Source organism: Ensifer sp. 22521 (assembly GCF_052044795.1).
GTDB lineage: Bacteria > Pseudomonadota > Alphaproteobacteria > Rhizobiales > Rhizobiaceae > Ensifer.
Window position 1 is genome coordinate 74,873 of sequence record NZ_JBQENM010000003.1, and the last position, 22,047, is coordinate 96,919.

Sequence of the window (22,047 nt, forward strand, 5' to 3'; positions counted from 1 at the left end):
GCCACCCGGATCCCCGGGGGCGGCAATGCGGAGACTATCGCCCCTCTGAAAAGCCTGCGGCGGCCTCCGCGCCCTGCCCCGCAAATGCAGTGCAGGAAGGACAGTGCCGCCGCAGATATGGCTTCACTTGAGCGCGTGTAACTTTCGCCCCTCGATCAGGCCGCCCGGCTCCAGCTGTCGCGTGCACTCTGCGCTTCGAGCTTGAACTTCGCCAGCATCGTACGGAGCTGGCGGCTTTCTTCGGCAAGCGTGCCGCTTGCCGCCGTCGTTTCTTCCACCATCGCCGCGTTCTGTTGGGTCATCTGGTCCATGTGGTTGACCGAGGTGTTGATCTCCTGCAGCGCCGTCGCCTGTTCGCGGGCGGCCGTCGCGATCGTATTGACGTGGCCGCTGACATTGTTGACCAGCGTCTCGATCTCCAGCAGAGCCTCACCGGTGGAGCGCACCAGCGCCACGCCATTCTCGACTTCCGACGCTGAGCTGTGGATCAGCGTCTTGATCTCCTTTGCGGCGTTGGCCGAGCGTTGCGCCAGTTCGCGCACTTCCTGGGCGACGACGGCGAAACCACGACCCGCCTCGCCGGCGCGGGCCGCTTCGACGCCGGCGTTTAGCGCCAGAAGGTTGGTCTGGAAGGCGATCTCGTCGATCACCGAGATGATCTGGTTGATGCGGTTGGACGAATCCTCGATCCGGCCCATGGCATCGACCGCGCTGCGCACGATCGCGCCGGATCGGCCGGCACTGTCTTTGGTGGCGCGCACCATTTCATGCGCCTCATTCGCCCGCTCGGAAGCTGTGCGCACGGTCGAAGTGATCTCGTCGAGAGCGGCGGCCGTCTCTTCGAGCGCTGCGGCCTGCTGTTCGGTGCGCTTCGACAGATCGTTGGCGGCAGAACTCAGCTCGGCAGAGTTGTCGTTGATGGTGCTTGCCGCGGTGCGTACGTTCTGCATCGTCGAGCGCAGCGTCACCATCGTCTGGTTGACGTTCGTCTGCAGTTCGGCGAATGCGCCGTGGAATTCGCCACGCATGGTCTGCGTCAGGTCGGCATCGGCGAGTGCGGCGATCACGCGGCGGACTTCGTTGACCGTCTGGTCGACGCTCGAGACGAGCTCGTTGACGCTCGATGCGAAGCGGTTGAGGTCGTCGTTTTCATAGTCCTTGGTGATGCGGCCGGTGAAGTCGCCGGCAACGGCGGAAGCGACGACGACGCTGATGTTCGACTGCAGGTCGCTGCTGCGGGCATGCAGTGCGGCTTCCTGCGCCTTCATCGCGCGCATGGCAATGCCGTTCTTGCGGAAGACTTCGACGGCACGGGCCATCTCGCCGATTTCATCCTGGCGCGAGACATCGGTACCGTTGCCATCAAGCTTGCCGTCGGCAAGTTCGCTCATGGTCGAGGTGAGTTCGCGCACCGGCATGACGATACCACGACGGGCAACGAAGAGGCTGACGCCGACGCCGAAGAGGACGCAGGCCGCAGCGGCGGCGGCCAGGATGGTCATCGCGACGGAAGAGGAATTGAGCGCTTCGGAGCGGGCGGCGGCGAGCGCGTCGCCGGAGTAGGTGCTGTAGGTCTTGACCGTCGCCGTCACCGTCTTTTGGGCTTCGAGCGCCTTGTCGAGTGCCGCCTTGACGGCGCCAGTGTTTGTGCCCTTGTCGGCGGCAACCGCGATCATCGCGCGGATCTCGTCGAAATAACTGTTGAGCGTGATGCGGATGTCGTTCAGCAGCTTGTCTTCCGCATCGTCGGCAACAGCCTCGATCTTCGTCAGACGGCCGAGCATTTCCCCGGCGCGCTTCTCGGTTTCCTGGACGAAATCGGCGGCTTTCTCGGGCGCTGCAGCAAGCTGGTAGGTCATGCGGCTGATGGCGATGATATCGACGCGCAGGTCCATCGCCTCGCGTGCTGCCTCTTCGCGCGCGCCGACGTCGATGATGGTCGCGCCGAGAGAGGAAAGACCGCGCGCACCGGCAAGCGCGATCAGAATGGAAGATATGCCCATGACCACGACCACAAGGCCGACCTTGGTCAATATCGATAGGTTCTTGAACGTCACTGCCGTGACTCCTGTGATGTCGCGATCGCGTTGTTGGGAGGGGACATGGTCAGCCAGACCGGCGGGAGGAGGACCGGCTGTTTGCGTGCGCTATTTAGGAGGAATTGCAGCGCGCACTGACCGATAAGTACGTAGTAATCTTGCATTTAAATTACGGTTAAAAAAGCAATCGCGGCTTTTCGGATATACGCATGGAAGCCGGCACCAGGTGTAAAAAACAAAGCGGGCGGACGATCGCTCGTCCGCCCGCAGACCACCGCAGCAGTCTTGGGAGATCATGCCTTGCCGTCGCCCGCGCAGCGGGCGTGGCCAGGGGTCGAATTCAGTCCTCGAAGCGGGCGATTTCCGCTCCGGCCTGCAGATAGGCGCCGGCCTCGGTGCGGATCCGGATCTTGCCTGCCCGCGATGCCGTGACCTGGGTTTCCATCTTCATCGCTTCCATCACCGCGATCAGATCGCCGGCGGCGACGTCCGCGCCATCCTCGACCTTGAACGCCTGCAAGGTGCCGGAGATCGGAGCGGTTATGCTCGCCGCATCCTCTGCCTTTGCCGCCGCCAGGCTGGCGCTTGCGCCAGCGAGGCCGCCGACACCAGCGAGCAGCGTTGCCGGAATGCCGAGCGCATGGCGCTTGCCGTCAATCTCGACATGGGTGCGGATCAGATGCGCGTCGGCAACCGGCTCGGGCCGGGCCGCGGCGGAAAGGCGAGCGGCGAAATCGGTCTCGATCCAGCGCGTATGCACCTTGAAGCCGCTCTCTCCGACAAACTCTTCCGTTTCGATCGCGGCGCGATGGAAGGGCAGGACGGTGGCGATGCCCTCGATCCGGAATTCCTTCAGCGCGCGGCGGGCGCGTCTCAACACCTCCTCGCGGGTGGCGCCCGTGACGATCAGCTTTGCCATCAACGAATCGAAGGTGCCGGGTACCGTCGAGCCCGCCATGACGCCACTGTCGAGCCGGATGCCCGGACCCGAGGGCGCCTCGAATGCCGTGATTGCGCCCGGCGTCGGCAAAAAGCCGCGGCCCGGATCCTCGGCATTGATCCGGAACTCGATCGAGTGGCCGCGCGGTGCAGGCGTTTCCGTGACCCGCAGCGGCAAGCCGTCGGCGATGCGGAACTGTTCAATGACGAGGTCAATGCCGGTCGTCTCCTCGGTCACCGGATGCTCGACCTGGAGACGCGTGTTTACTTCGAGGAAGGAGATCGTGCCGTCGACGCCGAGCAGGAACTCGACCGTGCCTGCGCCCGCGTAGCCCGCAGCCGCACAGATCTTCTTTGCGGCGTCATGGATCGACTGGCGCTGGGCGTCGGACAGGAACGGCGCCGGCGCCTCCTCGACGAGCTTCTGGTTGCGACGTTGCAGAGAGCAGTCGCGGGTGCCAAGCACCAGAACGTTGCCGTGCTTGTCCGCCAGCACCTGCGCCTCGATGTGGCGCGGGCGATCGAGGAACCGCTCGAGGAAGCACTCGCCGCGGCCGAAGGCGGCCTTGGCCTCGCGCACGGCGGAATCGTAGAGTTCCGCCACTTCCTCCATCTTCCAGGCGACCTTCAGGCCACGGCCGCCGCCGCCATGGGCCGCCTTGATGGCAACGGGCAGCCCGTGCTGTTCGGCAAAGGCGATGACTTCGGCGGCGGTCTCGACTGGGCCGTCGCTGCCGGCAACCAGTGGCGCGCCGACACTCAGCGCAATGCGGCGTGCCTCGACCTTGTCGCCAAGCGCTTCGATGACATGCGGGTCCGGGCCGATCCAGATGAGGCCGGCATCGATGACGGCGCGGGCGAATTCGGCCCGCTCCGAAAGAAAGCCGTAGCCGGGATGGACGGCATCGGCGCCGGAGCGCTTGGCGATGTCGATCAGCTTGGCGATATCGAGATAGGTCTCGGCCGGGCGGCTGCCCGAGAGCCCATAGGCTTCGTCGGCCAGCTTGACGAAAAACGCGTCCATGTCCGGCTCGGCATAGACCGCGACCGATTGCAGACCGTGGTCGCGACAGGCCCGAATGATGCGCACTGCAATCTCGCCGCGATTGGCAATCAGGACTTTCTGCATGGATGTCTCCTCACTAATTTCTGGGCGGCCGGGTTGCAGTCTCAGGCCCGTGTGGGCCGAACATCCGCAAACGTCGTCACGGGCCGGAAGCGGATCTGGGCATTGACCGGGATCTGCCCGGCGAGATCGAGATGGTATTCGGCGACCGTGCCGATGACCGGGTAACCGCCGGTGAGCGGATGGTCGGCGAGGAACAGTACCGGCTGACCGCTATGGGGCACTTGGATGGCGCCGGTCGCCGTTCCCTCACTCGGCAGTTCCGTCTTGTCCCTGCGCTCGAGTGCGGTTTCACCGGAAAGGCGGATGCCGACACGGTTCGACAGCGGCGTCACCTGCCAGAGCTGACCGGAGAGGCTGGCGATGCCCGCATCCGTAAACCAGTCGCTGCGCGGACCCATGATGACGTCGAGCGTCACGGTCTCTCCGGAAGCGGGAAAGGCGAAAGCTGGCGTTTCGGTCAGCGAGACGCTCGCCAGCGCCCCGGTTTCGTCTTGAACCGTCAGGACCGTGCCCGCCGTAACGGGGCCCGGGCCGACGACGGCGAGCGTATCGGTCGAGGCGCTGCCGAGCACCGGCTTCACCTTCAAGCCGCCGCGGATGGCGAGATAGCTGCGCATGCCGCACGATGCATGGCCGAGCGTCACGACGTCGCCGGGCTCCAGCGAGACCGGCTGATAGGTCTCGGCGGTGATCGTGCGCCCGCAAGCGTCGCGGATCGAAATCGGACAGGGCGCGCCGGTGAGCGCGATGACCGTACGGCCCGACGCTTCGAAGGAAAAGCCGCCGAGAATGATTTCGAGGCAGGGCGTTCCGGCGGCATTGCCGACGACACGGTTGGCCGCCTGCAGCGCCCCACGGTCGAGCGCGCCGGAGGAAGACACGCCCTGACCGGTCTGGCCGAAGCGCCCGAGATCCTGGATCAGCGCCGGCATCGGCGCGGCCAGCACCTTCAGCGTGACCGCGTCTGCAGCGATCGCGGCCGAAGCGCTGTCCAAAGCCTTGACCGGCGTGGCCAAAACCGACACCGACCGCTTTTCGAGATCGAAAAAGCGCACCCGGTAGCCGGGCTGGAACAGCGCCGGCGGATCGCGCGACAGATCCCACATCTTTTCCGGCGTCGTGCCGATGATCTGCCAGCCGCCGGGGCTCGCCTGCGGATAGACACCGGAAAAGGCGCCCGCCAGAGCGACAGAGCCGGCCGGGATCCGGGTGCGCGGGCTTTGGCGGCGCGGCACCTGAAGCGCAGGATCACCGCCGACGAGATAGCCGAAGCCGGGCGCAAAGCCGCAGAAGGCGACGGTAAAAGTGCTGTCGGTGTGGCGGCGGATGACCTCCTCGACGGAAAGGCCGGTCAGTTCAGCCACATCGGCAAGGTCTTCGCCGTCATAGCGAACCGGGATTTCGACGAGTTGGTCGGAAGGCGCGATACGGGCGGAGAGGTCGCGGGTGGCGATATCTCCGGCCAGCCGCTCAGCCGTGAGCTTTTCCGCGCGAAAGCGGATCATCAGCGTGCGGGCAGCCGGCACCATGTCCACGATGCCCTCGACCGGATCGGTTTCGAGCGACGCAAACAGCGCCAGCGTCTCGTCGAGATCGGCGAGTTCGACCAGAAGGGTCGTCAGGTTGACGGGAAGGAAGCGCATCGGATCCTCAGGTGTGATAGGCGGTGTCGGGAATGTCGGTGATGAACATATGCCCGGGCGCGTGGGTGATGGCAAAGGGAACGCCGGACGCCATCACGGCCGCCTGCGGGGTAACGCCACAGGCCCAGAACACCGGGATCTCGCCGGGCTCGATCCTGACCGGATCGCCGAACTCCGGCTTCGCCAGATCCCGGATGCCGATTTCTTCCGGTGCGCCGATATGGACCGGTGCGCCATGAACCGCCGGAAACCGTCCGGAGATCGTCGCCGCATCGGCGACGCGGCTCGCCTTGATCGGCCGCATGGACACGACCATATTGCCATGCAGCCGGCCGGCCGGACGGCAGGCCCTGTCGGTCAGGTACATCGGCACGTTGGTCTTGTCGGTGATGTGGCGGATCTCGATCCCCGCCTCGACCATCGGCGTTTCAAAGGTGAAGCTGCAGCCGATCAGAAAGCTGACGAGATCAGGGTGTTCCGCCCAGGCGGCAGTCGCATCGGCCGTTTCCTCGGCAAGCTTGCCGTCGCGCCAGATCCGGTAGAGCGGCAGGTCGGTGCGCAGATCCGCACCGGGCGCCAGCAGTGTCGCATGCGAGCCGGGATCGGAAACGTCGAGCACCGGGCAGGCCTTGGGATTGCGCTGGGCGTAAAGCAGGAAATCGAAGGCCCAGTCTCGCGGCAGCACGATCATGTTCGCCTGGGTGAAGCCGGGCGCAACCCCGGACGTCGGCTCGACGCTGCCGCCGCGGTAGCGCTCACGCGCCAGGCGCGCCGGTCCCGCATCGATGTGGCCGAGGTTCTCGATCGCAATCATGATTTCCTCCCGGTGTCTGCTCAGGCTGCCAAGAATGATCGAACGGTGATGCCGTCGGTCTCGAAGGCCTGGCGGATGGCCCGAGCGATCGCGACTGCATCGGGGCTGTCGCCATGCACGCAGATCGACTGCGCATCGATCTTGATGGTCGAGCCGTCGATCGCTTCGAGCGAACCCTCGTGGGCAAGCTGCAGCATGCGGCGGGCGATCACACCCGTATCGTGCAGCACGGCACCCGGCTCACGGCGCGAGACGAGCTGGCCGTCCAGCGTATAGGCACGATCGGCGAAGGCCTCGGCGACGGTCCTGAGGCCCGATTTGCGGGCGAGTTCGAGGATGGGCGCACCGGCCAGCCCCATCAGCACCAGATCCGGATCGATGGCCCTGATGCCGTCGATCACCGCCTGGCCCTGTTTCGGGTCATGGGCGATGCGGTTGTAGAGCGCGCCGTGCGGCTTGACGTAGGAAACGGCAACCCCGGCGGCAGCGGCAACGCCCTTCAGCGCGCCGATCTGGTAGATGACGTCGGCGGTCAGTTCCGCGCTGGTGACATCCATGTCGCGTCGACCGAAGCCGACGCGATCGGGATAGGATACATGTGCCCCGACCGAAACACCCTTTTCAGCGGCCGCCCGCACCGTTTTCAAGATGCCGAGCGGATCGCCGGCATGGAAGCCGCAGGCGACGTTGGCGCTGGAAACGATGGCAAGCATCGCCGCATCGTCGCCCATGCCCCAGGCGCCATAGCTTTCGCCAAGGTCGCTGTTCAGATCGATGGCAGTCATGTCGGATCTCCTTGGATCGCACTGATCGCGGCCCGCATCGGTCCAAGATCACAACCGCGATCAATTCTCGTAGGTTAGGGCCGGTTGCGGGCGGCTGACCGCCCGCACTTTTCCACGTCCGCTTTAGGCTGTGAGCAGCGCAAAGATCGGGCCGATCGACTTGTAGCCCATGTACCAGGTCAGCGCCGAGACCAGCACGCCAAGCGCCAGCAACCAACGCGGATACCGATATCCACCCATGAGATCGGAGCGAGCCCAGGCCGCGTAGATGAAGATCGACAGGCCGATCGGCAGGATAAGGCCGTTCAGACCACCGACGAAGACCAACATCTGGGCCGGGGGTGTTGTGATGATCACGTAGAAGAAGAGCGATACGGCAATGAAGACGACCGTCGCGATGTTGCGGGCGCGTTCGGTGATGTCCTTCTTAAAAATGGTGATGAAGGAAACCGAGGTGTAGGCAGCGCCGATGACAGAGGTGATGGCGGCGGCCCAGAGGATGACGCCGAAGATGCGCATGCCGATATCGCCGGCCGCAGCCTGGAAGGCCTGGGCCGCCGGGTTTGCGCCCTTGCCCGAGACGTCGATGACGACGCCGCTCGCAACCACGCCGAGAACCGCGAGGAACAGCACGTAGCGCATGACGCCAGTGACAGCGATGCCGGTGAGCGCTGCGCGGTTGACCGCACCGAGGTTTTCGATGCCGACCGTGCCCTTGTCGAGCAGGCGATGGGCGCCGGAATAGGTGATGTAGCCGCCAACCGTGCCGCCAACGATGGTGGTGATGGTGGCGAAATCGATAGTGGATGGCAGGAACGTCTGGAACAGCGCATCGCCGACCGGCGGTGCCGATGCGAAGGCAACGTAGACGGTCAATGCGATCATCAGGATGCCGGCAAGGATGATGAAGCGGTCGACCGCCATACCGGCCCGCTTCGACAGGAAGATACCGATCGAGAGCAGGGCGCTGATCGCACCGCCGACCTTCGGATCAAGCCCGATCATCGCGTTGATGCCGAGACCGGTGCCGCCGATGTTACCGATGTTGAAAAACAATCCGCCGATGATGACGAGAACGGCCAGCACGTAGCCGGAGCCGGGGATGGCCGCATTGGCGAGATCAGACGCGCGCATCTTCGTCAGCGTCACGATCCGCCAGATGTTCAGCTGCACGACGAAGTCGATCAGGATTGAGGCGAGGATTGCAAAGGCGAAGGCCGCGCCGAGTTTGGTGGTGAATGTCGCCGTCTGGGTGATGAAACCCGGGCCGATGGCCGAGGTGGCCATCAGGAAGATCGCCGCCGTCAACGCCGCGCGACGCGACGTGACAGACATCGGCGTCGGTGCGGCCGGAACCGCTCCTGCGGATGAAATAGCTGACTGTTCCATGAACCCCTCCTTATTCGCGGACTGCCTCTCTCTCCGAGGAGAGCCCGCATGAATTTGTTAACGGATGCCACGGTGACACGTTTCACAATTCTGTCAAGATTGTTCAACAATTTTACTGCATCGTTCTACCAGATTGCCAAAATGTTGAGCAACACGCCTATAGGCCTTGGCTGCGCACGTTGTAGTCACATTTGCGGTAGCTCTTGCCTCTTTTCGCGCGTCAACGATAAGGAGACGGCTGCGGGTCTTCTCACTCATATTCGTCCGATGGACCGTGTGCGCGACGTGGTGTTGCCTCCGTCCACAGACTGCGTCGCTCCCACACTTGGCTCCCGCGGGCCCAAACCGCTATATCGTTTTACAGGGCGCTGCGCTTCATGCGTGCCCGCCTAAGGGGCTTTGATGGTCGAACAAGATATCACATCGGCGCTTGCGCCGCGGCTGGCGGAGGAAATCCGCGACAAGCTGATCGCCGGCGAACTCAAGCCCGGCCAGCGGCTGTCCGAGGCGGCGCTCAGCGCCGGACTGGATGTGTCGCGCAATTCGCTGCGCGAGGCATTTCGGTTACTGACCAAGGAAGGCCTGCTCCGGCACGAACCCAATCGCGGCGTCTTTGTCGCCACGCCCAGTATGGCTTCGATCATCGATATCTACCGGGTACGCCGCATGATCGAATGCCAGGCGCTCGCCAAGGCCTACCCGAATCATCCGGCAGTAGCGCGCATGCGTGCGGCTGTCGGGCGGGCACGAACGGCACGCGCCGCCAAGGATTGGGTCACCGTCGGCAGCGAGAACATGGTCTTTCACGCGGCCATCGTCGACCTTGCCGACAGCCAGCGGCTGAACGTCTTCTATGCCCAGATCGCCGCGGAATTGCGCCTCAGCTTCGGCCTGCTTGCCGATCCCGAGCTGTTGCACGCGCCTTACGTCGATCTCAACGCAGCAATCCTCGAAAAGCTTGAGGCCGGATTGACCGCGGAGGCAGCCGCTTCGCTCGAGGCCTATCTGATGCAGTCGGAGCGAACCGTCCTTGCCGCCTTCTCGCGGATTGATTCGGGCAACGGGTGATGCGAGATTCGTCAGTGCTGGCGCCTCTGACTGGCCCCAACCGGCAAAGCTTCGCAATGACGACGATTTTTGCAGCCACGTTCGAGCGCACGCTCGATACCCTTCTCACCACCTACGGCAAGGAAGCGGCCCGCGGCACCAAAGTCGAAGCCTGGCTCTTCGACGATGCCGCAAGCCGCAAGGCAGCGGAACAGAAGCTTGCCAGCTTTGGCGTGAAGGCGACACTCAGGAGCGCCTACAAGCCGCTGCTGCATTTCTTCCTCGAAGAGATCGACCGCGCAGCACTCGCCGGCGTCGTCGTCGGTTATCCCCAGCATGAGGGCGCTGCGCAGAACCGCTTCCTGCTCGAAGCCTATCCGCTTGCCGCTCTCGTCGGCGATGCCGATATCCGCTTTGAGGCCGGCAGCAAGGCAGCCTTCACCTACGACGTCGCGCTGACTTTCCGCGATGGGCGCCAGCAAAGCCACGCCGTCTTCGCGCCAAACCGTATCCATACCGATTTCGTCGGTGAAACTCTGCTTTCGCCGACCGGGTGGATTCGTCTCGACGAAGGCTGCGACAAATGTCGCGAATGCCATCTCGAAACCGACTATGAGCGGCTCTTTGCCGGCACCATGCAGGCGATTGCCGACCACGCCTGGGGCGATAGCGAGCCCTATTTCGAAGAGCTCAACATCCGCGTGACCCTGCCGATCACCGACTTCCGCCTGCCCGTCGGCGAAGAGGTCTTGAGCCTTCGTGAGGCGCTGCACGAGGACTTCTATTTCTCGCTGCTCGAAGTCTTCCAGAAGAAGTCCGGTCGTCCCCTCGGCGACCGCGGGCTGAAACCCGGTCAGATCATACCGGAGATCGTCTTTGGCGTCGGCAAGCCGACCGTCGTCGTCGAAGCGCGGCCCTTGCAGGCAGGGGATGCCGAGGGCGAAGCCCAGACGCTCGAAACCGCCGAAGCGCCGCTGACGGTGGCGCAGATCCACACGGAACTCGCCGCGATCGATGGCCAGCCCTTCGAGGCACAGTCGCGCGCCGGCCGGCCGGTGAAGGCCCGCTACCACAAGGGGACTGATGCGCCGGTCATGATCAGCGGCGGCCAGCATCCGAACGAGACGACCGGCATCGTCGGGGTGCTGCGCGCAGCCCAGGCGCTTGCCGCCCGCTCAGGCACCCATTTCACCATCTCGCCGCTCGAAAACCCCGACGGCTACGCCGTGCACCAGCGGCTGCGGGTGGACAATCCGCTGCACATGCATCACGCCGCCCGCTACACAGCACTTGGCGATGACCTCGAATACCGCACTGGCGCAGCGCTCAACGAGCGCGAAATCCGCAAGGAAGCCGAACGCCTGACCGGCGCACAATTGCACGTCAACCTGCACGGCTATCCCTCGCACGAATGGACCCGGCCGCTTTCGGGCTACGTGCCGCGGGGCTTCGCCATGTGGACGCTGCCCAAGGGCTTCTTCCTGATCATGCGCCATCATGCCGATTGGACCGACCGCGCCGAACGGCTGGTCGAGGCAGTCACCGAGCGGCTCGCCAAGGTTCCTGGCCTGCTCGCCTATAACGACGCGCAGATCGCGCTCTACGAGACCCACGCCGGCGAAACCGGCTTCCGGATCATCAACGGCTTTCCCTGCATGATCTCGGTCGACGACCGCCACACGGCGCCGCTGACGCTGATCACCGAATATCCGGACGAGACCATCTATGGCGATGCCTTCATCGCTGGCCACGACGCCCAGAAGGAAACGGTGCTTGCCGCCTACGACGCGTTTCAGCGGATGATGGCCATCGCCTAAAGCCTCACAGGGCGACGGTATCCAGTGCCGCCGCCCAAAAGCCGACCCCTTGAGCGTTCCCCGCAAGCGACAAGCCGCCGCTGGCGATTTTGGCCATCCGACGCCCCACCACCGAATACGGTAAAGCCTGACGAGGCTGCATTGCCGTGCCATTGCGTGTCCCGCTAGAACCGGCACACGCCCGCGCACCCATGCGCCGCAACGTTGCTGCAATCCTCGTCGACCAGACGTGAGGCACCATCTATCGTATTCGGAGAATTCAATGCGCCTGCTCCTTGTCGAGGACGAGCTGGAAATGGCGGCGGCGCTCAGCGCCGCGCTCGGTCGCTACGACATGATCCTGGATCATGCGCCAACGCTCGACCATGCATTGGCGGCGCTCGCCAATCACGTGCATGACGGCATCATCCTCGATCGCCAATTGCCCGATGGCGACGGGCTGTCACTGATCCCGCGCGTCCGTGCGCTGAAATCCGGAGTTCCCGTGATTGTTCTGACCGCGCGTGGCGCGGTCGACGAGCGTGTCCGTGGCCTCGACATGGGCGCCGACGACTATCTCGCCAAGCCCTTTGCCGTGGAAGAACTGTTGGCGCGGATCCGCGCCCTCATGCGGCGTTCGCCGGATATCGCCCCGATGACGGCACGCATCGGCAAACTCGTCTTCGATTTCGACGGCAGGCAGGCGCAGGTGAACGGCCAGTTGCTCGACCTGCCCCGTCGCGAACTGCTGGTGCTGGAGACGCTGGCGCGGCGGCAGGGTCGCACGGTACAGCGCTCGACCTTGGAGGAGTCGGTCTACGGCTACGATGACGAGATCCAATCCAACTCGCTCGACGCGCATGTCTCGCGGCTGCGCCGGAAGCTTGCCGACACCTGCGCCGGCGTGGAGATCCACAGCATCCGCGGCGTTGGTTATCTGCTGAGGCCTTCGCCATGAGCACGTCATCCGTCAACTCTTTGAAGAAGCGCCTGATCTGGCAGATCCTCACCTTTCAGGTGCTCCTGTTGATGGCGGTCGTCGCCGGCCTCATGGCATTGCTGACGCGCGCCGATCTTGGCGGAAAGTTCCTCGATGCCGACGCAGCTTCGGTCGCAGCCGGCGCGATCCGGTCGGATCCCACAGGTGGATTGTCGCTGGTCGAGACACCGCAATTGCTTGCCATGCGGGCCGAGTCTCCTGATTTCTGGTTCGTCGCGAGAAACGAACGCGGCGACATGATCCGCAGCGGCCCCGTGCCGGACGCCTACCGCAACATTGGCGAACATCTGGATCGGATCGCCTTTGGCGACATGCGAGACAGCGTCGAGCCCTACACGCTCTCGTCGATCGTGCGCTCGGTGACCACGGAAAGCGGAACCTATACGGTGCTTGCGGGCGGTGGCCGGCTGTGGAGCGCGTCCTTCGCGGTTTTCCTGCTGGCAAACCTGGTGCTGCTTCCGATCGTGCTCATCGTCGTGCTGATCCCGGCCCTTGCCATCCCGATCATCGTCAGGCGTGCCTTTGCCGGCCTCGCCGATATGGTCGATCAGGCCAAGAAGATCGACGTCGATCGCCGCGGCGCCCGCTTGTCCGATCATCGGGTTCCCGGCGAAGTGCGTCCGCTGGTAGAGGCATTCAATGGCGCGCTGCAGCGACTGGACGAGGGGTACGAACGGCGACAGCGCTTCATTCTGGATGCGGCGCATGAACTGAGGACGCCGGTCGCCATCCTGCAGACGCGACTGGAAAGCATGGACGCCGGGCCGCTCAGAAACCGCCTGTTGATCGATTCCAATCGCATCGCGGGGCTTGCGGAACAGTTGCTGGACCTCGAGCGGATCGATCGCGATGGCGCGGACTTTTCCACGCTCGACCTAGTGTCGCTGTGCCGTGACGTCGCCGCCGACCTCGCGCCGCTCGCGCTTTCGGCCGGCTGCGAACTCTCCTTCGCTTCGGACGTCGAGCGTGTCGTTGCGCGAGGCGATGCCGGCGCCATCGAGCGGGCGGTCACCAACCTGGTGCGCAATGCGCTCGAGCATGCCGGTGGTCTCATCACCATCCGCGTCGAGCGCGGCGGCGTGATCGAGGTCACCGATGAAGGCCCCGGCATTCCCGAACGCGAGCGTGAACGCATCTTCGAGCCGTTCCATCGCCTGCAGCCGCGCGACCACGGCGCCGGCCTCGGCCTGCATCTGGTCAGCGAAATCGTTGGTCGCCATAAGGGCCACATTTCCGTTGTCGATGAACCCGCCGGCGGCGCCTGCTTCCGCATCACCTTGCCCGCGGCATGATACAGATCGCGTGGCACCCAACATGATTAACAGACAATTAATAACGAAATCAGCAGCTTAGTTAATTTGTGCAATGTTGGCGCAATCCGTGGAGCCGACAAAGGATGCGCATCTTCCAAGCTTCGCGACCGCGCTACCCGGCACGAGACGCGAAATGGAAGAACCGAAGCGCCGCGAAGGGCGCCCTATCCAATCCACGGAGCAATATCATGCGGCAATCCAGCAAGTTTTCGATCTGGTCCAGTCTTACCCTGCTAACCTTCCTCGGCGTCCAGCAGTCCCAGGCAGCCGACCTCTCCGCGCCCTATTATCAGGATCCGCCAGCCTTTAGCTGGAGCGGCGCCTATGTCGGTGCGCATGGTGGCCTCGGCTTCACCGGCAGCCCCAATCCCTTCGCCGATCGCAACGGCGTCGCGCTCGGCGTCCAGGCCGGCTACAACATGCAGGCCGGCCCGGGCATCGTCGGTGCCGAGATCGAGGGCTCCTACCTCGGCGACACGGAGCACAAGGTCAATGGCGGCAAGCTCAAGGAAAAATGGCGCGGTGCGATCAAGGCGAAGGCCGGCCTCACCTTCGACCAGACGCTCGTCTACGGCACAGCCGGCTATGCGATGACCAACTACAAGAAAGGCGGCGATGTTCGCAACGACGTCGGCTTCAAGGGCGGTTATCTCGTTGGCGCCGGCATCGAGCAAGCCTTCGCAGGCGGCCTGTCGGCCAAGCTTGAGTACAACTACATCATGACGCCCGATGTCCGCACCAGCACCGTTTCAGGCTCCAGTGAAAAGGACATCAACAGCCACGTCATCAAGGCCGGTATCAACATGCGCTTCTGACGGGGCCGCCGGTTCGCAGCGGCGCCCTGCTAAGCCGACGACCTTCCCGAAAGGGGGCCTGCCGTTGCAGGCCCGGCAAACGGCAGGGCGTCACGCCGAAATCGGATCACTCCGCCGCTTCCCTCGCCAACGGCTCTGATGTCGCCAGCCGGCGCCAGATCGGCGCCATGGCGGCGGCGATCTCACCGTAGATCGCGAAGCGCCGGTCATAGTGTGCACCGAGCGCGGCATTCGGTCGGTAGTGGCGGTCGGTTTGCACCATCGCCGCAGCTCCGGCGGAAATGTCCGCAAAGAGACCGATGCCGGCACCCGCGGTGATCGCAGCACCAAGCGCGCCGGTCTCGCGCGAACGCGCGACCGTCACCGGCACATCAAGCACATCCGCAAAGATCTGCGGCCAGATCAGGCTGCGCGATCCGCCGCCTGAGAGCACCGCCTCGTCGAAACCCGCGCCTGCAGCTCGCATCGTCGCGATGTGCTGCCGATGTCCGAAGGCGACGCCTTCGAGCACGGCACGGACCAGATGGCCCTTGGTGTGCCAGCCGGCGACACCGTAGAAACCCGCCCGCGCGTTGCCATCCTGCTGCGCTCCATAGAGAAACGGGTGGTAGAGCGGATCGTTCGCCGCAGGCGCGACCTCGGCCGCCAATTGGCAGCACAGATCGAAGGGTGAGCGGCCGTCCTTGCCGTCGTGTGGAAACAGTTCCCGTACCAGCCATTCGAGATTGGCGGCAGACGTCGCGCTCGCCTCGATCGCCATGTAGCGGTTTCGATCGAAGGTCGAGAACATGAAGATCGGATTGCTGAGGTCCGGCTTTTCGATGATGACCTGGTTGATGCTCCAGGTACCGGCAATGATCGAGGCCGCTCCGGTCTTTGTCACGCCGGATCCTATCGCCGAGGCGACGACGTCGAAGAGGCCGCCGACAACAGGCGTACCGGCCGCCAGTCCCGTTTGCACGGCTGCCTCTTCACTCACCCTTCCAACGATCGCGTCGCTTTCGGCGAGATCGGGCAACAGATCCATGCAGTCGTGAAGGCCATAGGCCTTCATCAGCCCATCGTCATAACGTCGCCCGGCGACGTCGAGCAGCCCCGCTCCACTCATGTCGGAGACGTCGCTGACGCGGGCACCGGTCAGGCGATTGACGACGAAGTCCTTGCAAAGAAACACCGTGCCGATCTTAGCGAAGAGGTCCGGGCGAAAGCGTTTCAGCCAGGCAAGCAGCGTCGGCGTCTGCGATGGCCAGGGCCGCTGCCCGGCGATCGGATAGGTGCGCTGGCCGACGCCTTCGGCTTGCCATTCCTCCACGAGGCCGGCTGCGCGGGTATCGAGCGACTGGATGCCGATCAAAGGCGCGCCGCTACGATCGAGCGCATAGAGGCCGTTGCCATGCCCGGCGCAGCCGATCGCAGCGATCTCATCAGCACGGATACCGGCACGCTCGATACAGGCGCGGATCACCACCTTTGCGTGGCTCCAGAGCTCACCGAGCCCTCGCTCGACATGGCCGGGCGTCGGAACCTGGCTATGCCCTTCCTCAGCGGCCATCGCGATCTCGTTGCCCTCTCGGTCAAATAGAACCGCCTTGATCACGGTGTTCCCGGCGTCGATCCCGAGCAGATACTCTCCCATGCGCGAACCCCTCCCAAGGTTCTAAATCCGTTCGACCGAGACGTCGCCGCTGTCCTCCACGGCGACGCGCTCCACCCTGTCACAAGAGGCGTCGCGCCCTGAGGCGCGATGCCGTCCCAGCGCTTCTCAGCCGCGCTGATAGAGCGCGTAAGCTTCTTCGCCGCCCGCATCCTCATGGATGATCGCCATCAGCCCGCGCACGACGGCGCTCGGATTGGCGTGCTGGTAGATGTTGCGGCCATAGACCATGCCCATTGCGCCCTGGCGCATCAAGGCCGCCGATTTGGCAAAGACGTTGCGCAGATCTTCTTTGCCGCCGCCGCGCACCAGGACCGGGCAGCGCGCCGCCTCGACGACCCTGTGGAAATCTTCCGCGTTGGTGGTCGGGTCCGCCTTGACGATATCGGCTCCCATCTCGCGCGCAAGCCGGGTCAGGGTCACGATCTTCTCGGCATCGCCATCGACCATGTAACCGCCCTGTTCGGTCACCGGCTGCATGACCAGGGGCTCGATCATCAGCGGCATGCCGTATTTGTCGCAATCGGCCCGCACCCGCGAGATATTGGCGACGCATTGGCGGAAGAGATCGGGCTCGTCCGGCAGCATGAACAGGTTGACGACGACGCAGGCGGCGTCCATCGCCAGCGCGCCGATCAGCGGCTCGGCCTCGTTCTGCAGCACCGCCCACATGTGCCGGTGGCGGATGCGGTTATAGGGGTTGCCCATGTCGAGACGCATGACGAGCGCCGGCTTGTCCTTGCCGGGCACGTCCTGCAAGAGGTCAGCCTGGCCATAGTTCATCTGGATCGCGTCCGGTGCCGCCGCAACCAGAGCCTTCACCACGGCGGACATGTCTTCGAGACCATTGAGGAAGGACGGTTCATTGCAGACGCCGTGATCGATCGCGACATCGAGGCAACGTCCACCACCGAAAAGACGGTTCATCCGGACCTTGCTGTTGTTTCGCATAATGCACTCCTTTGTTCATTCCGTGCGGAAAGGGTTTCCTCGTCGACGCCATGGCGCTCGGCGAGGAGGGTGAGAAAGCGTTTGCGCTCGTGATCGGCGAGGGGCAACGACCAGTGTTTTTCGCTCGCGAGCAAGGCGAGTGCGGCGTCGGCCATGTCGAGCGAGAGTTCGCCAGATATCGCCAGCGTCGTGCGGCGCAGCAGGAGATCGTCGAGATGCTCGACGGCCTCGTTGCGGACCAGGAACTGCAGCTCCCGCGCGGAGTAATCCGGATATGGCAAGGCGTGATCGGCACCGCCAGCGATGAAATCGGCGATCTGCCTCGAGCCCGTTCCATAACGCGTAAACAGCGTGCGCATGCGCTCGCGCGAAAGTCCGGTGGATGCCGCGACGTCGTCGATCCATGTATCGCGATCGGACGGATACTGCCGCCCGCCGCCAATGGCGCGTTCGCCGGTACTGACACGGCGCGCCCGGCCCAGACGCTCCAATGTGAGATCTGCCGCCATTTCGCCGAAGGAGCGGAAGGTCGTCCACTTGCCGCCGATCATGCACAGCACCGGCGGGCCATCGTCGACTGCTTCGACGAAGGTGCAGAAATGGTCGCGCGGGATGCGTCCGGTAAAACTGTCCTCGCTTGCCGGCAGCGGCCGCACGCCCGAGAACTGGAAGACCACCTCCTCCCGCCGGATCTTGATATCAGGCAGAACCCAGGCGAGCGACTGCAGGATGTAGTCACGCTCGTCCGGTTCGCAGCGCACCGTTTCCGGGTCGTCGACGCGGATATCGGTCGAGCCCACCAGCACCTTGCCGAGATAGGGAAAGAGGATGCAGATGCGGCCATCCTCGTTCTCATAATAGATCATATGGCCGTCGAGCGCTTCCATCAGCGCCGGGTTGTCGATGATGAGATGCGATCCCTTGGTGCCGCCCATCAGCGGCGCCGGCTTTGACGTCGAGGGAAACAGCGCTCCGTTGGCGATATCGATCCAGCCGCCAGTGGCGTTGATGATAAGCGTGGGCTCGATCGTAACGACCGCGCCGCTGACACCGTCCTTCAGCTCGTATCGCCCGGGCGCCGCAAGGACCAGTTCGGCATAGTTGAGCGCATGGGCATGTGGGCCGGCAGCATGTCCGTCCTTCAGGAGCTCGAGACCGAGACGCTCCGGCTGGCTGACCCAGGCGTCGTAGTAGGTGGCAGAACTCTTGATGTCGGGATTGAGCGCCGGCCAACGGGCAAGCGTTGCGCGTCGCCCGCGAAAGGCGTGCTTCGGCATCAGGGCCCGCTTGCGCGTCAGGAAATCATAGATGCCAAGGCCCATCTTGACTGCGACCGCGCCACGGCGACTCGGACGGCGGGTCAGCCCCATAAACCGCACGGCCCCGTTGGCGAGACCGGAAAAAATATCGAAGATCGGCACCGTCGTTGGAAGCGGCGCCACGTAATGCGGCGCGTTCTTGAGCAACCGGTCACGCTCGACGAGCGATTCCCGCACCAGGCTGAACTCGCCGTTTTCGAGATAGCGAAGGCCGCCATGCACCATGCGCGACAGCGCAGCACTGGCGCCCGAACAGTAGTCGTGCTTCTCGACGAGCAGCACGTTTATCCCTTGCAGCGCCAGCTCTCGAAAGACGCTGAGGCCGTTGATGCCGCCGCCGAGGACGCACACGTCCACCTTCGGGCTCTCTACGAGCCCGTTGAAAATCTCTTCACGGTTCATGATGCCAGCCCGTTACCTGTCCATGTTGACGAGCTTCGCCGCGATCGCCGCGTCGATTCCCTTAAGGTCTTCTTCGTCGAGCCGGATCGTACCCGCTCGGGCATTGTCGAGCGCCTGGCCCGGATTGCGTGCACCGCAGAGCGCGAAGGTCACGCCCTCCTGTGCCAGCGTCCAGGCAATCACGATCTGGGCAATCGTCGCGCCATGTTTCTCGGCGATCGACCGGATCGACTTGGCAAAGGCTGCGACCTTCTCGCGATTGCCGACGGAGAAACGTGGATTATCGCGCCGCTGGTCGTCGCCCGAGAAGACGCGCTCCGGCCCGATGCCGCCCGAAAGAAGACCGAGCGCCAGCGAGGAATAGCTGAGCGTCGCGACGCCGTTGCGCCTCGTCAGTGGCAAAAGATCGGCTTCGATCTCGCGATCGATCATGCTGAAGCGTTCCTGGATCGCATCAAGCCCGCCGATTGCGATGTATTGTTCCAGTTCGCCGCGGCCGACATTGCTGGCGCCGATCGCCCTGATCTTGCCCGCCTGGCGCAGCTCTTCGAGGGCGGCCATGGTTTCCTCAATCGGCGTCGTCGGGTCCTGCCAGTGGGTGATGTAGAGGTCGATATAGTCGGTGCCGAGCCGCTTCAGGCTCTGCTCGACCTCATGGCGGATGGCGTCGCGGCCGAGGTAGCGATGCACCGGCTTGCCGTCCTGGTCGAAGAAGTGCCGCCCCTTGTCCGTATGCCAGACGAGACCGCATTTGGTGGCGATGATGGCCTTGTCGCGCCGGCCGGCAAGCGCCTTGCCGACGATTTCTTCCGAACGCCCGAGGCCGTAGGCGGGCGCCGTGTCGATCAGCGTCACGCCGGCGTCGAGCGAGGCCTGGATCGCGGCGATCGATTCCCGCTCGTCGGTGCCGCCCCACATCCAACCGCCGATCGCCCAGGTGCCGAGCCCGACGGCCGAAGCCTTCACGCCCGATCGGCCGATCTCGCGCATCAACTGTTCCCCACTCATGCCAGAAGTCCCTTTTCGCTTGCCATGGCGAGCACACGCTCACCGGTCGCCTCGTCCGTCACCAGTGTATCGAGATGCCGCCCGCGCATGACGCTGAGGATCGGCCCGGCCTTGTTCGGGCCGCTTGCCACTCCGATCTTCGTCGGGATCGAGGCAAACTCCTCAAGCGTCAGCGACACCAGCGAACGGTTGAGGCTGTAGTCGCAGAGGCGGCCCTGTTCATCGAGCAGATGGGCGAGCAGTTCGCAGCTCGCGCCGGAGCGCTCGATCGCCGCCCGGTCGGTGCTCGATGACGGATGCAGGTCGTAGTAGCTCGAATCGTCTGACAGGATCGAACCGATGCCAACCACCGCGACCTTCGCCTCTCGCGCCCTGCCGAAAACGTCGGCCACCGCGCGCATATTGATCAGCATCGCCCGCTCGGCAGCGCTGTCGGCAAAAAGCGGCGCATGGATCTGAAAGGACCGGCCGCCGAGCCGGTCGGCCATCAGCGTCGAGACGTGGTTGACGTCGGTATAGTGCTTGCCCTGGACGCAGCCGGTCGCCGGGATGACCTCGACATCGAAGCGGCGCGGTGCCTGCAGCCCGGCAACGACGGCGCTGACGCCCTTGCCGCCGGTGATGCAGATGGTGTCACCATCGCCGATCTCTTCGAGCAGCAGACGCGCCGCCGCCTCGCCGACCGCCTGAAGGGCGGTCTGCTGGTTGTCGGAGACAGTGGGCACGACGATCGCACGGCGGATGCCGCCGATCGCCAGCAGCTGCTCTTCCATGTCGACCAGCGGCTCGATCGGCGATTTGATCTTGATCTCGACCAGGCCGAGCTGGCGGCCGCGCTTGATCAGCCGGTTGACGGTCGGCTGCGAAATGCCGAGCCGGTCGGCGATCTGCGACTGGGTCAGCCCTTCGAGGAAATGCAGGACGAGCGCCTGGTGCATCTGCCTTGCGACGACAAGTTCTTCGCGCGCATTCGAAACCGGGGACAGCGTGGATTTGGCAATCGGCATGTTCAGACGGCCTTCCGCTTGTGCAGCAAGTGGTCGATGGAAACGGCAGCTAAGAGAATGCAGCCTTTGATCATGTCCTGCCAATAGACGGACACGTCGAGCAGGATCAACGAACTGGTGACGACCGAAAGCAGCGCGATGCCGAGAATGGCGCCGAGGATCGTGCCCGAGCCGCCGTTGAGCGAGGCGCCGCCGATGACGGCCGCCGCAATGATGTTGAGCTCCATGCCGACGCCGAAGGTCGGCGTCGCGGCTCCGAAGCGCGACATGTAGATGACGCCGGCGACACCGGCGAGCGTCGAGCAGAGCACCGTCACCCAGAACTTCACCTGCTTGGTCTTGATGCCAGAGTAGAGCGCCGCCTTCTCGTTGCTACCGGTATAGAACACCTTGCGGAAGGCGGTTGCCCGACGGAGCAGGAAATCGAAGAGGATGACGACGGCGACGAAGATCAGGATGACATAGGGGACACCATGGAAGGTGCCCTGCCCCACCGCCTTGAACGAGGCCGGCAGCGTGAAGAGCGACAGCGGCGTGCCCTTGGTGATGACGAGGCAAAGGCCGCGCACGATGACCATCGCTGCCAGCGATGTGATGAAGTGGTTGAGCCCGACGACGGTGACGAAGAAGCCCATGATCATGCCGATCATGCTGCTGGCGAGGATGCCGACCAGCGAGGCCGTCCAGGGATCGACGCCGGCAAGAAACAGCGAACCGGCAAGCACCATGGCGAAGCAGACCACCGAGCCGACGGCAAGGTCGATGCCGCCGACGATCAAGAGGATCGTCATGCCGACGACGACGATGCCTTCGACCGAGAAGCTCATCAGCATGGCGCGCATGTTGCCGAAGGTGAGAAAATGCGGCGATGCGAAGCTCATGACGAGCCCAAGCGCCAGGATGATCGCGATCAGCCCGGCTTCGCGCATCGTGCCAATGCGCTTCCAGGCCGGCACCGCCCTCTCGGTTGCAACCATCGTATCAACTGCCATTTCCG

The 22,047-nt window shown here is 64.1% G+C and carries 17 protein-coding genes; 5 read left to right on the plus strand and 12 right to left on the minus strand.

Going from position 1 to position 22,047, the window contains the following annotated elements; translation table 11 throughout:
* Positions 1 to 155 precede the first annotated feature (155 nt).
* From ACTJKE_RS04470 to ACTJKE_RS04495, 6 genes are all read right to left on the minus strand, one after another.
* Positions 156 to 2,057: a methyl-accepting chemotaxis protein gene (locus ACTJKE_RS04470; RefSeq protein ID WP_440660291.1), complete on the minus strand. Its 1,902-nt coding sequence runs from the start codon at positions 2,055 to 2,057 to the stop codon at positions 156 to 158.
* A gap of 322 nt (positions 2,058 to 2,379) precedes the next feature.
* Positions 2,380 to 4,107, minus strand: a complete 1,728-nt coding sequence (locus tag ACTJKE_RS04475) for an acetyl/propionyl/methylcrotonyl-CoA carboxylase subunit alpha (protein WP_058329796.1) — start codon at positions 4,105 to 4,107, stop codon at positions 2,380 to 2,382.
* 41 nt (positions 4,108 to 4,148) lie between these two features.
* On the minus strand, positions 4,149 to 5,750 hold the full coding sequence (locus tag ACTJKE_RS04480; protein ID WP_058329795.1) for a 5-oxoprolinase/urea amidolyase family protein: 1,602 nt from the start codon (positions 5,748 to 5,750) through the stop codon (positions 4,149 to 4,151).
* A gap of 7 nt (positions 5,751 to 5,757) precedes the next feature.
* A complete protein-coding gene (locus ACTJKE_RS04485; protein WP_058329794.1) occupies positions 5,758 to 6,564 on the minus strand; it encodes a putative hydro-lyase in 807 nt (268 codons plus the stop codon).
* A gap of 20 nt (positions 6,565 to 6,584) precedes the next feature.
* Entirely contained in the window at positions 6,585 to 7,349 is a 765-nt protein-coding gene (locus tag ACTJKE_RS04490; RefSeq protein WP_058329793.1) for a LamB/YcsF family protein, read from the minus strand.
* 123 nt (positions 7,350 to 7,472) lie between these two features.
* On the minus strand, positions 7,473 to 8,738 hold the full coding sequence (locus ACTJKE_RS04495; protein ID WP_058329792.1) for an NRAMP family divalent metal transporter: 1,266 nt from the start codon (positions 8,736 to 8,738) through the stop codon (positions 7,473 to 7,475).
* 402 nt (positions 8,739 to 9,140) lie between these two features.
* Between ACTJKE_RS04495 and ACTJKE_RS04500 the strand changes: the two genes are divergently transcribed.
* The 5 genes from ACTJKE_RS04500 (at position 9,141) to ACTJKE_RS04520 (ending at position 14,709) form a co-directional block, all read left to right on the plus strand.
* Positions 9,141 to 9,806 carry a GntR family transcriptional regulator gene (locus ACTJKE_RS04500; RefSeq protein WP_440691242.1) on the plus strand — a complete coding sequence of 222 codons (666 nt, stop codon included), beginning with the start codon at positions 9,141 to 9,143 and terminating at the stop codon, positions 9,804 to 9,806.
* Between the two features lie 56 nt (positions 9,807 to 9,862).
* Complete coding sequence (locus ACTJKE_RS04505) at positions 9,863 to 11,602, plus strand: M14 family metallopeptidase (RefSeq protein ID WP_440660283.1); 1,740 nt, start codon at positions 9,863 to 9,865, stop codon at positions 11,600 to 11,602.
* A gap of 262 nt (positions 11,603 to 11,864) precedes the next feature.
* Positions 11,865 to 12,539 carry a response regulator transcription factor gene (locus tag ACTJKE_RS04510; RefSeq protein ID WP_440691244.1) on the plus strand — a complete coding sequence of 225 codons (675 nt, stop codon included), beginning with the start codon at positions 11,865 to 11,867 and terminating at the stop codon, positions 12,537 to 12,539.
* The gene (locus tag ACTJKE_RS04515; protein WP_058329788.1) at positions 12,536 to 13,873 is read left to right on the plus strand and encodes a sensor histidine kinase; all 1,338 of its coding nucleotides are present in this window, start codon (positions 12,536 to 12,538) and stop codon (positions 13,871 to 13,873) included. The genes ACTJKE_RS04510 and ACTJKE_RS04515 overlap by 4 nt, the downstream gene beginning before the upstream one ends.
* A 209-nt stretch (positions 13,874 to 14,082) precedes the next feature.
* Complete coding sequence (locus tag ACTJKE_RS04520) at positions 14,083 to 14,709, plus strand: outer membrane protein (protein WP_113511498.1); 627 nt, start codon at positions 14,083 to 14,085, stop codon at positions 14,707 to 14,709.
* 106 nt (positions 14,710 to 14,815) lie between these two features.
* Here the strand turns inward: ACTJKE_RS04520 and ACTJKE_RS04525 are convergent, their stop codons facing one another.
* The 6 genes from ACTJKE_RS04525 to ACTJKE_RS04550 form a co-directional block, all read right to left on the minus strand.
* On the minus strand, positions 14,816 to 16,345 hold the full coding sequence (locus ACTJKE_RS04525; RefSeq protein ID WP_057251793.1) for an FGGY-family carbohydrate kinase: 1,530 nt from the start codon (positions 16,343 to 16,345) through the stop codon (positions 14,816 to 14,818).
* Positions 16,346 to 16,471: 126 nt separating this feature from the next.
* Positions 16,472 to 17,314, minus strand: a complete 843-nt coding sequence (locus ACTJKE_RS04530; RefSeq protein ID WP_057251794.1) for a class I fructose-bisphosphate aldolase — start codon at positions 17,312 to 17,314, stop codon at positions 16,472 to 16,474.
* Positions 17,287 to 19,035: a glycerol-3-phosphate dehydrogenase/oxidase gene (locus ACTJKE_RS04535; protein ID WP_440691246.1), complete on the minus strand. Its 1,749-nt coding sequence runs from the start codon at positions 19,033 to 19,035 to the stop codon at positions 17,287 to 17,289. The genes ACTJKE_RS04530 and ACTJKE_RS04535 overlap by 28 nt, the downstream gene beginning before the upstream one ends.
* Before the next feature lie 12 nt (positions 19,036 to 19,047).
* The gene (locus ACTJKE_RS04540) at positions 19,048 to 20,043 is read right to left on the minus strand and encodes an aldo/keto reductase (RefSeq protein WP_112996787.1); all 996 of its coding nucleotides are present in this window, start codon (positions 20,041 to 20,043) and stop codon (positions 19,048 to 19,050) included.
* Entirely contained in the window at positions 20,040 to 21,050 is a 1,011-nt protein-coding gene (locus ACTJKE_RS04545) for a sugar-binding transcriptional regulator (protein ID WP_113511496.1), read from the minus strand. Before ACTJKE_RS04545 ends, ACTJKE_RS04540 begins: the two co-directional genes overlap by 4 nt.
* 2 nt (positions 21,051 to 21,052) lie before the next feature.
* Positions 21,053 to 22,042, minus strand: a complete 990-nt coding sequence (locus tag ACTJKE_RS04550) for an ABC transporter permease (RefSeq protein ID WP_065373275.1) — start codon at positions 22,040 to 22,042, stop codon at positions 21,053 to 21,055.
* Between the last annotated feature and the right edge of the window lie 5 nt (positions 22,043 to 22,047).

Bases quoted from the DNA above. Each gene is read 5' to 3' on its own strand.
- ACTJKE_RS04535 (WP_440691246.1), bottom strand. From the start codon at position 19,035: ATGAACCGTGAAGAGATTTTCAACGGGCTCGTAGAGAGCCCGAAGGTG.
- ACTJKE_RS04510 (WP_440691244.1), top strand. From the start codon at position 11,865: ATGCGCCTGCTCCTTGTCGAGGACGAGCTGGAAATGGCGGCGGCGCTC.
- ACTJKE_RS04540 (WP_112996787.1), bottom strand. From the start codon at position 20,043: ATGAGTGGGGAACAGTTGATGCGCGAGATCGGCCGATCGGGCGTGAAG.
- ACTJKE_RS04525 (WP_057251793.1), bottom strand. From the start codon at position 16,345: ATGGGAGAGTATCTGCTCGGGATCGACGCCGGGAACACCGTGATCAAG.
- ACTJKE_RS04515 (WP_058329788.1), top strand. From the start codon at position 12,536: ATGAGCACGTCATCCGTCAACTCTTTGAAGAAGCGCCTGATCTGGCAG.
- ACTJKE_RS04480 (WP_058329795.1), bottom strand. From the start codon at position 5,750: ATGCGCTTCCTTCCCGTCAACCTGACGACCCTTCTGGTCGAACTCGCC.
- ACTJKE_RS04475 (WP_058329796.1), bottom strand. From the start codon at position 4,107: ATGCAGAAAGTCCTGATTGCCAATCGCGGCGAGATTGCAGTGCGCATC.
- ACTJKE_RS04485 (WP_058329794.1), bottom strand. From the start codon at position 6,564: ATGATTGCGATCGAGAACCTCGGCCACATCGATGCGGGACCGGCGCGC.
- ACTJKE_RS04505 (WP_440660283.1), top strand. From the start codon at position 9,863: ATGACGACGATTTTTGCAGCCACGTTCGAGCGCACGCTCGATACCCTT.
- ACTJKE_RS04550 (WP_065373275.1), bottom strand. From the start codon at position 22,042: ATGGCAGTTGATACGATGGTTGCAACCGAGAGGGCGGTGCCGGCCTGG.
- ACTJKE_RS04545 (WP_113511496.1), bottom strand. From the start codon at position 21,050: ATGCCGATTGCCAAATCCACGCTGTCCCCGGTTTCGAATGCGCGCGAA.
- ACTJKE_RS04495 (WP_058329792.1), bottom strand. From the start codon at position 8,738: ATGGAACAGTCAGCTATTTCATCCGCAGGAGCGGTTCCGGCCGCACCG.
- ACTJKE_RS04500 (WP_440691242.1), top strand. From the start codon at position 9,141: ATGGTCGAACAAGATATCACATCGGCGCTTGCGCCGCGGCTGGCGGAG.
- ACTJKE_RS04520 (WP_113511498.1), top strand. From the start codon at position 14,083: ATGCGGCAATCCAGCAAGTTTTCGATCTGGTCCAGTCTTACCCTGCTA.
- ACTJKE_RS04530 (WP_057251794.1), bottom strand. From the start codon at position 17,314: ATGCGAAACAACAGCAAGGTCCGGATGAACCGTCTTTTCGGTGGTGGA.
- ACTJKE_RS04490 (WP_058329793.1), bottom strand. From the start codon at position 7,349: ATGACTGCCATCGATCTGAACAGCGACCTTGGCGAAAGCTATGGCGCC.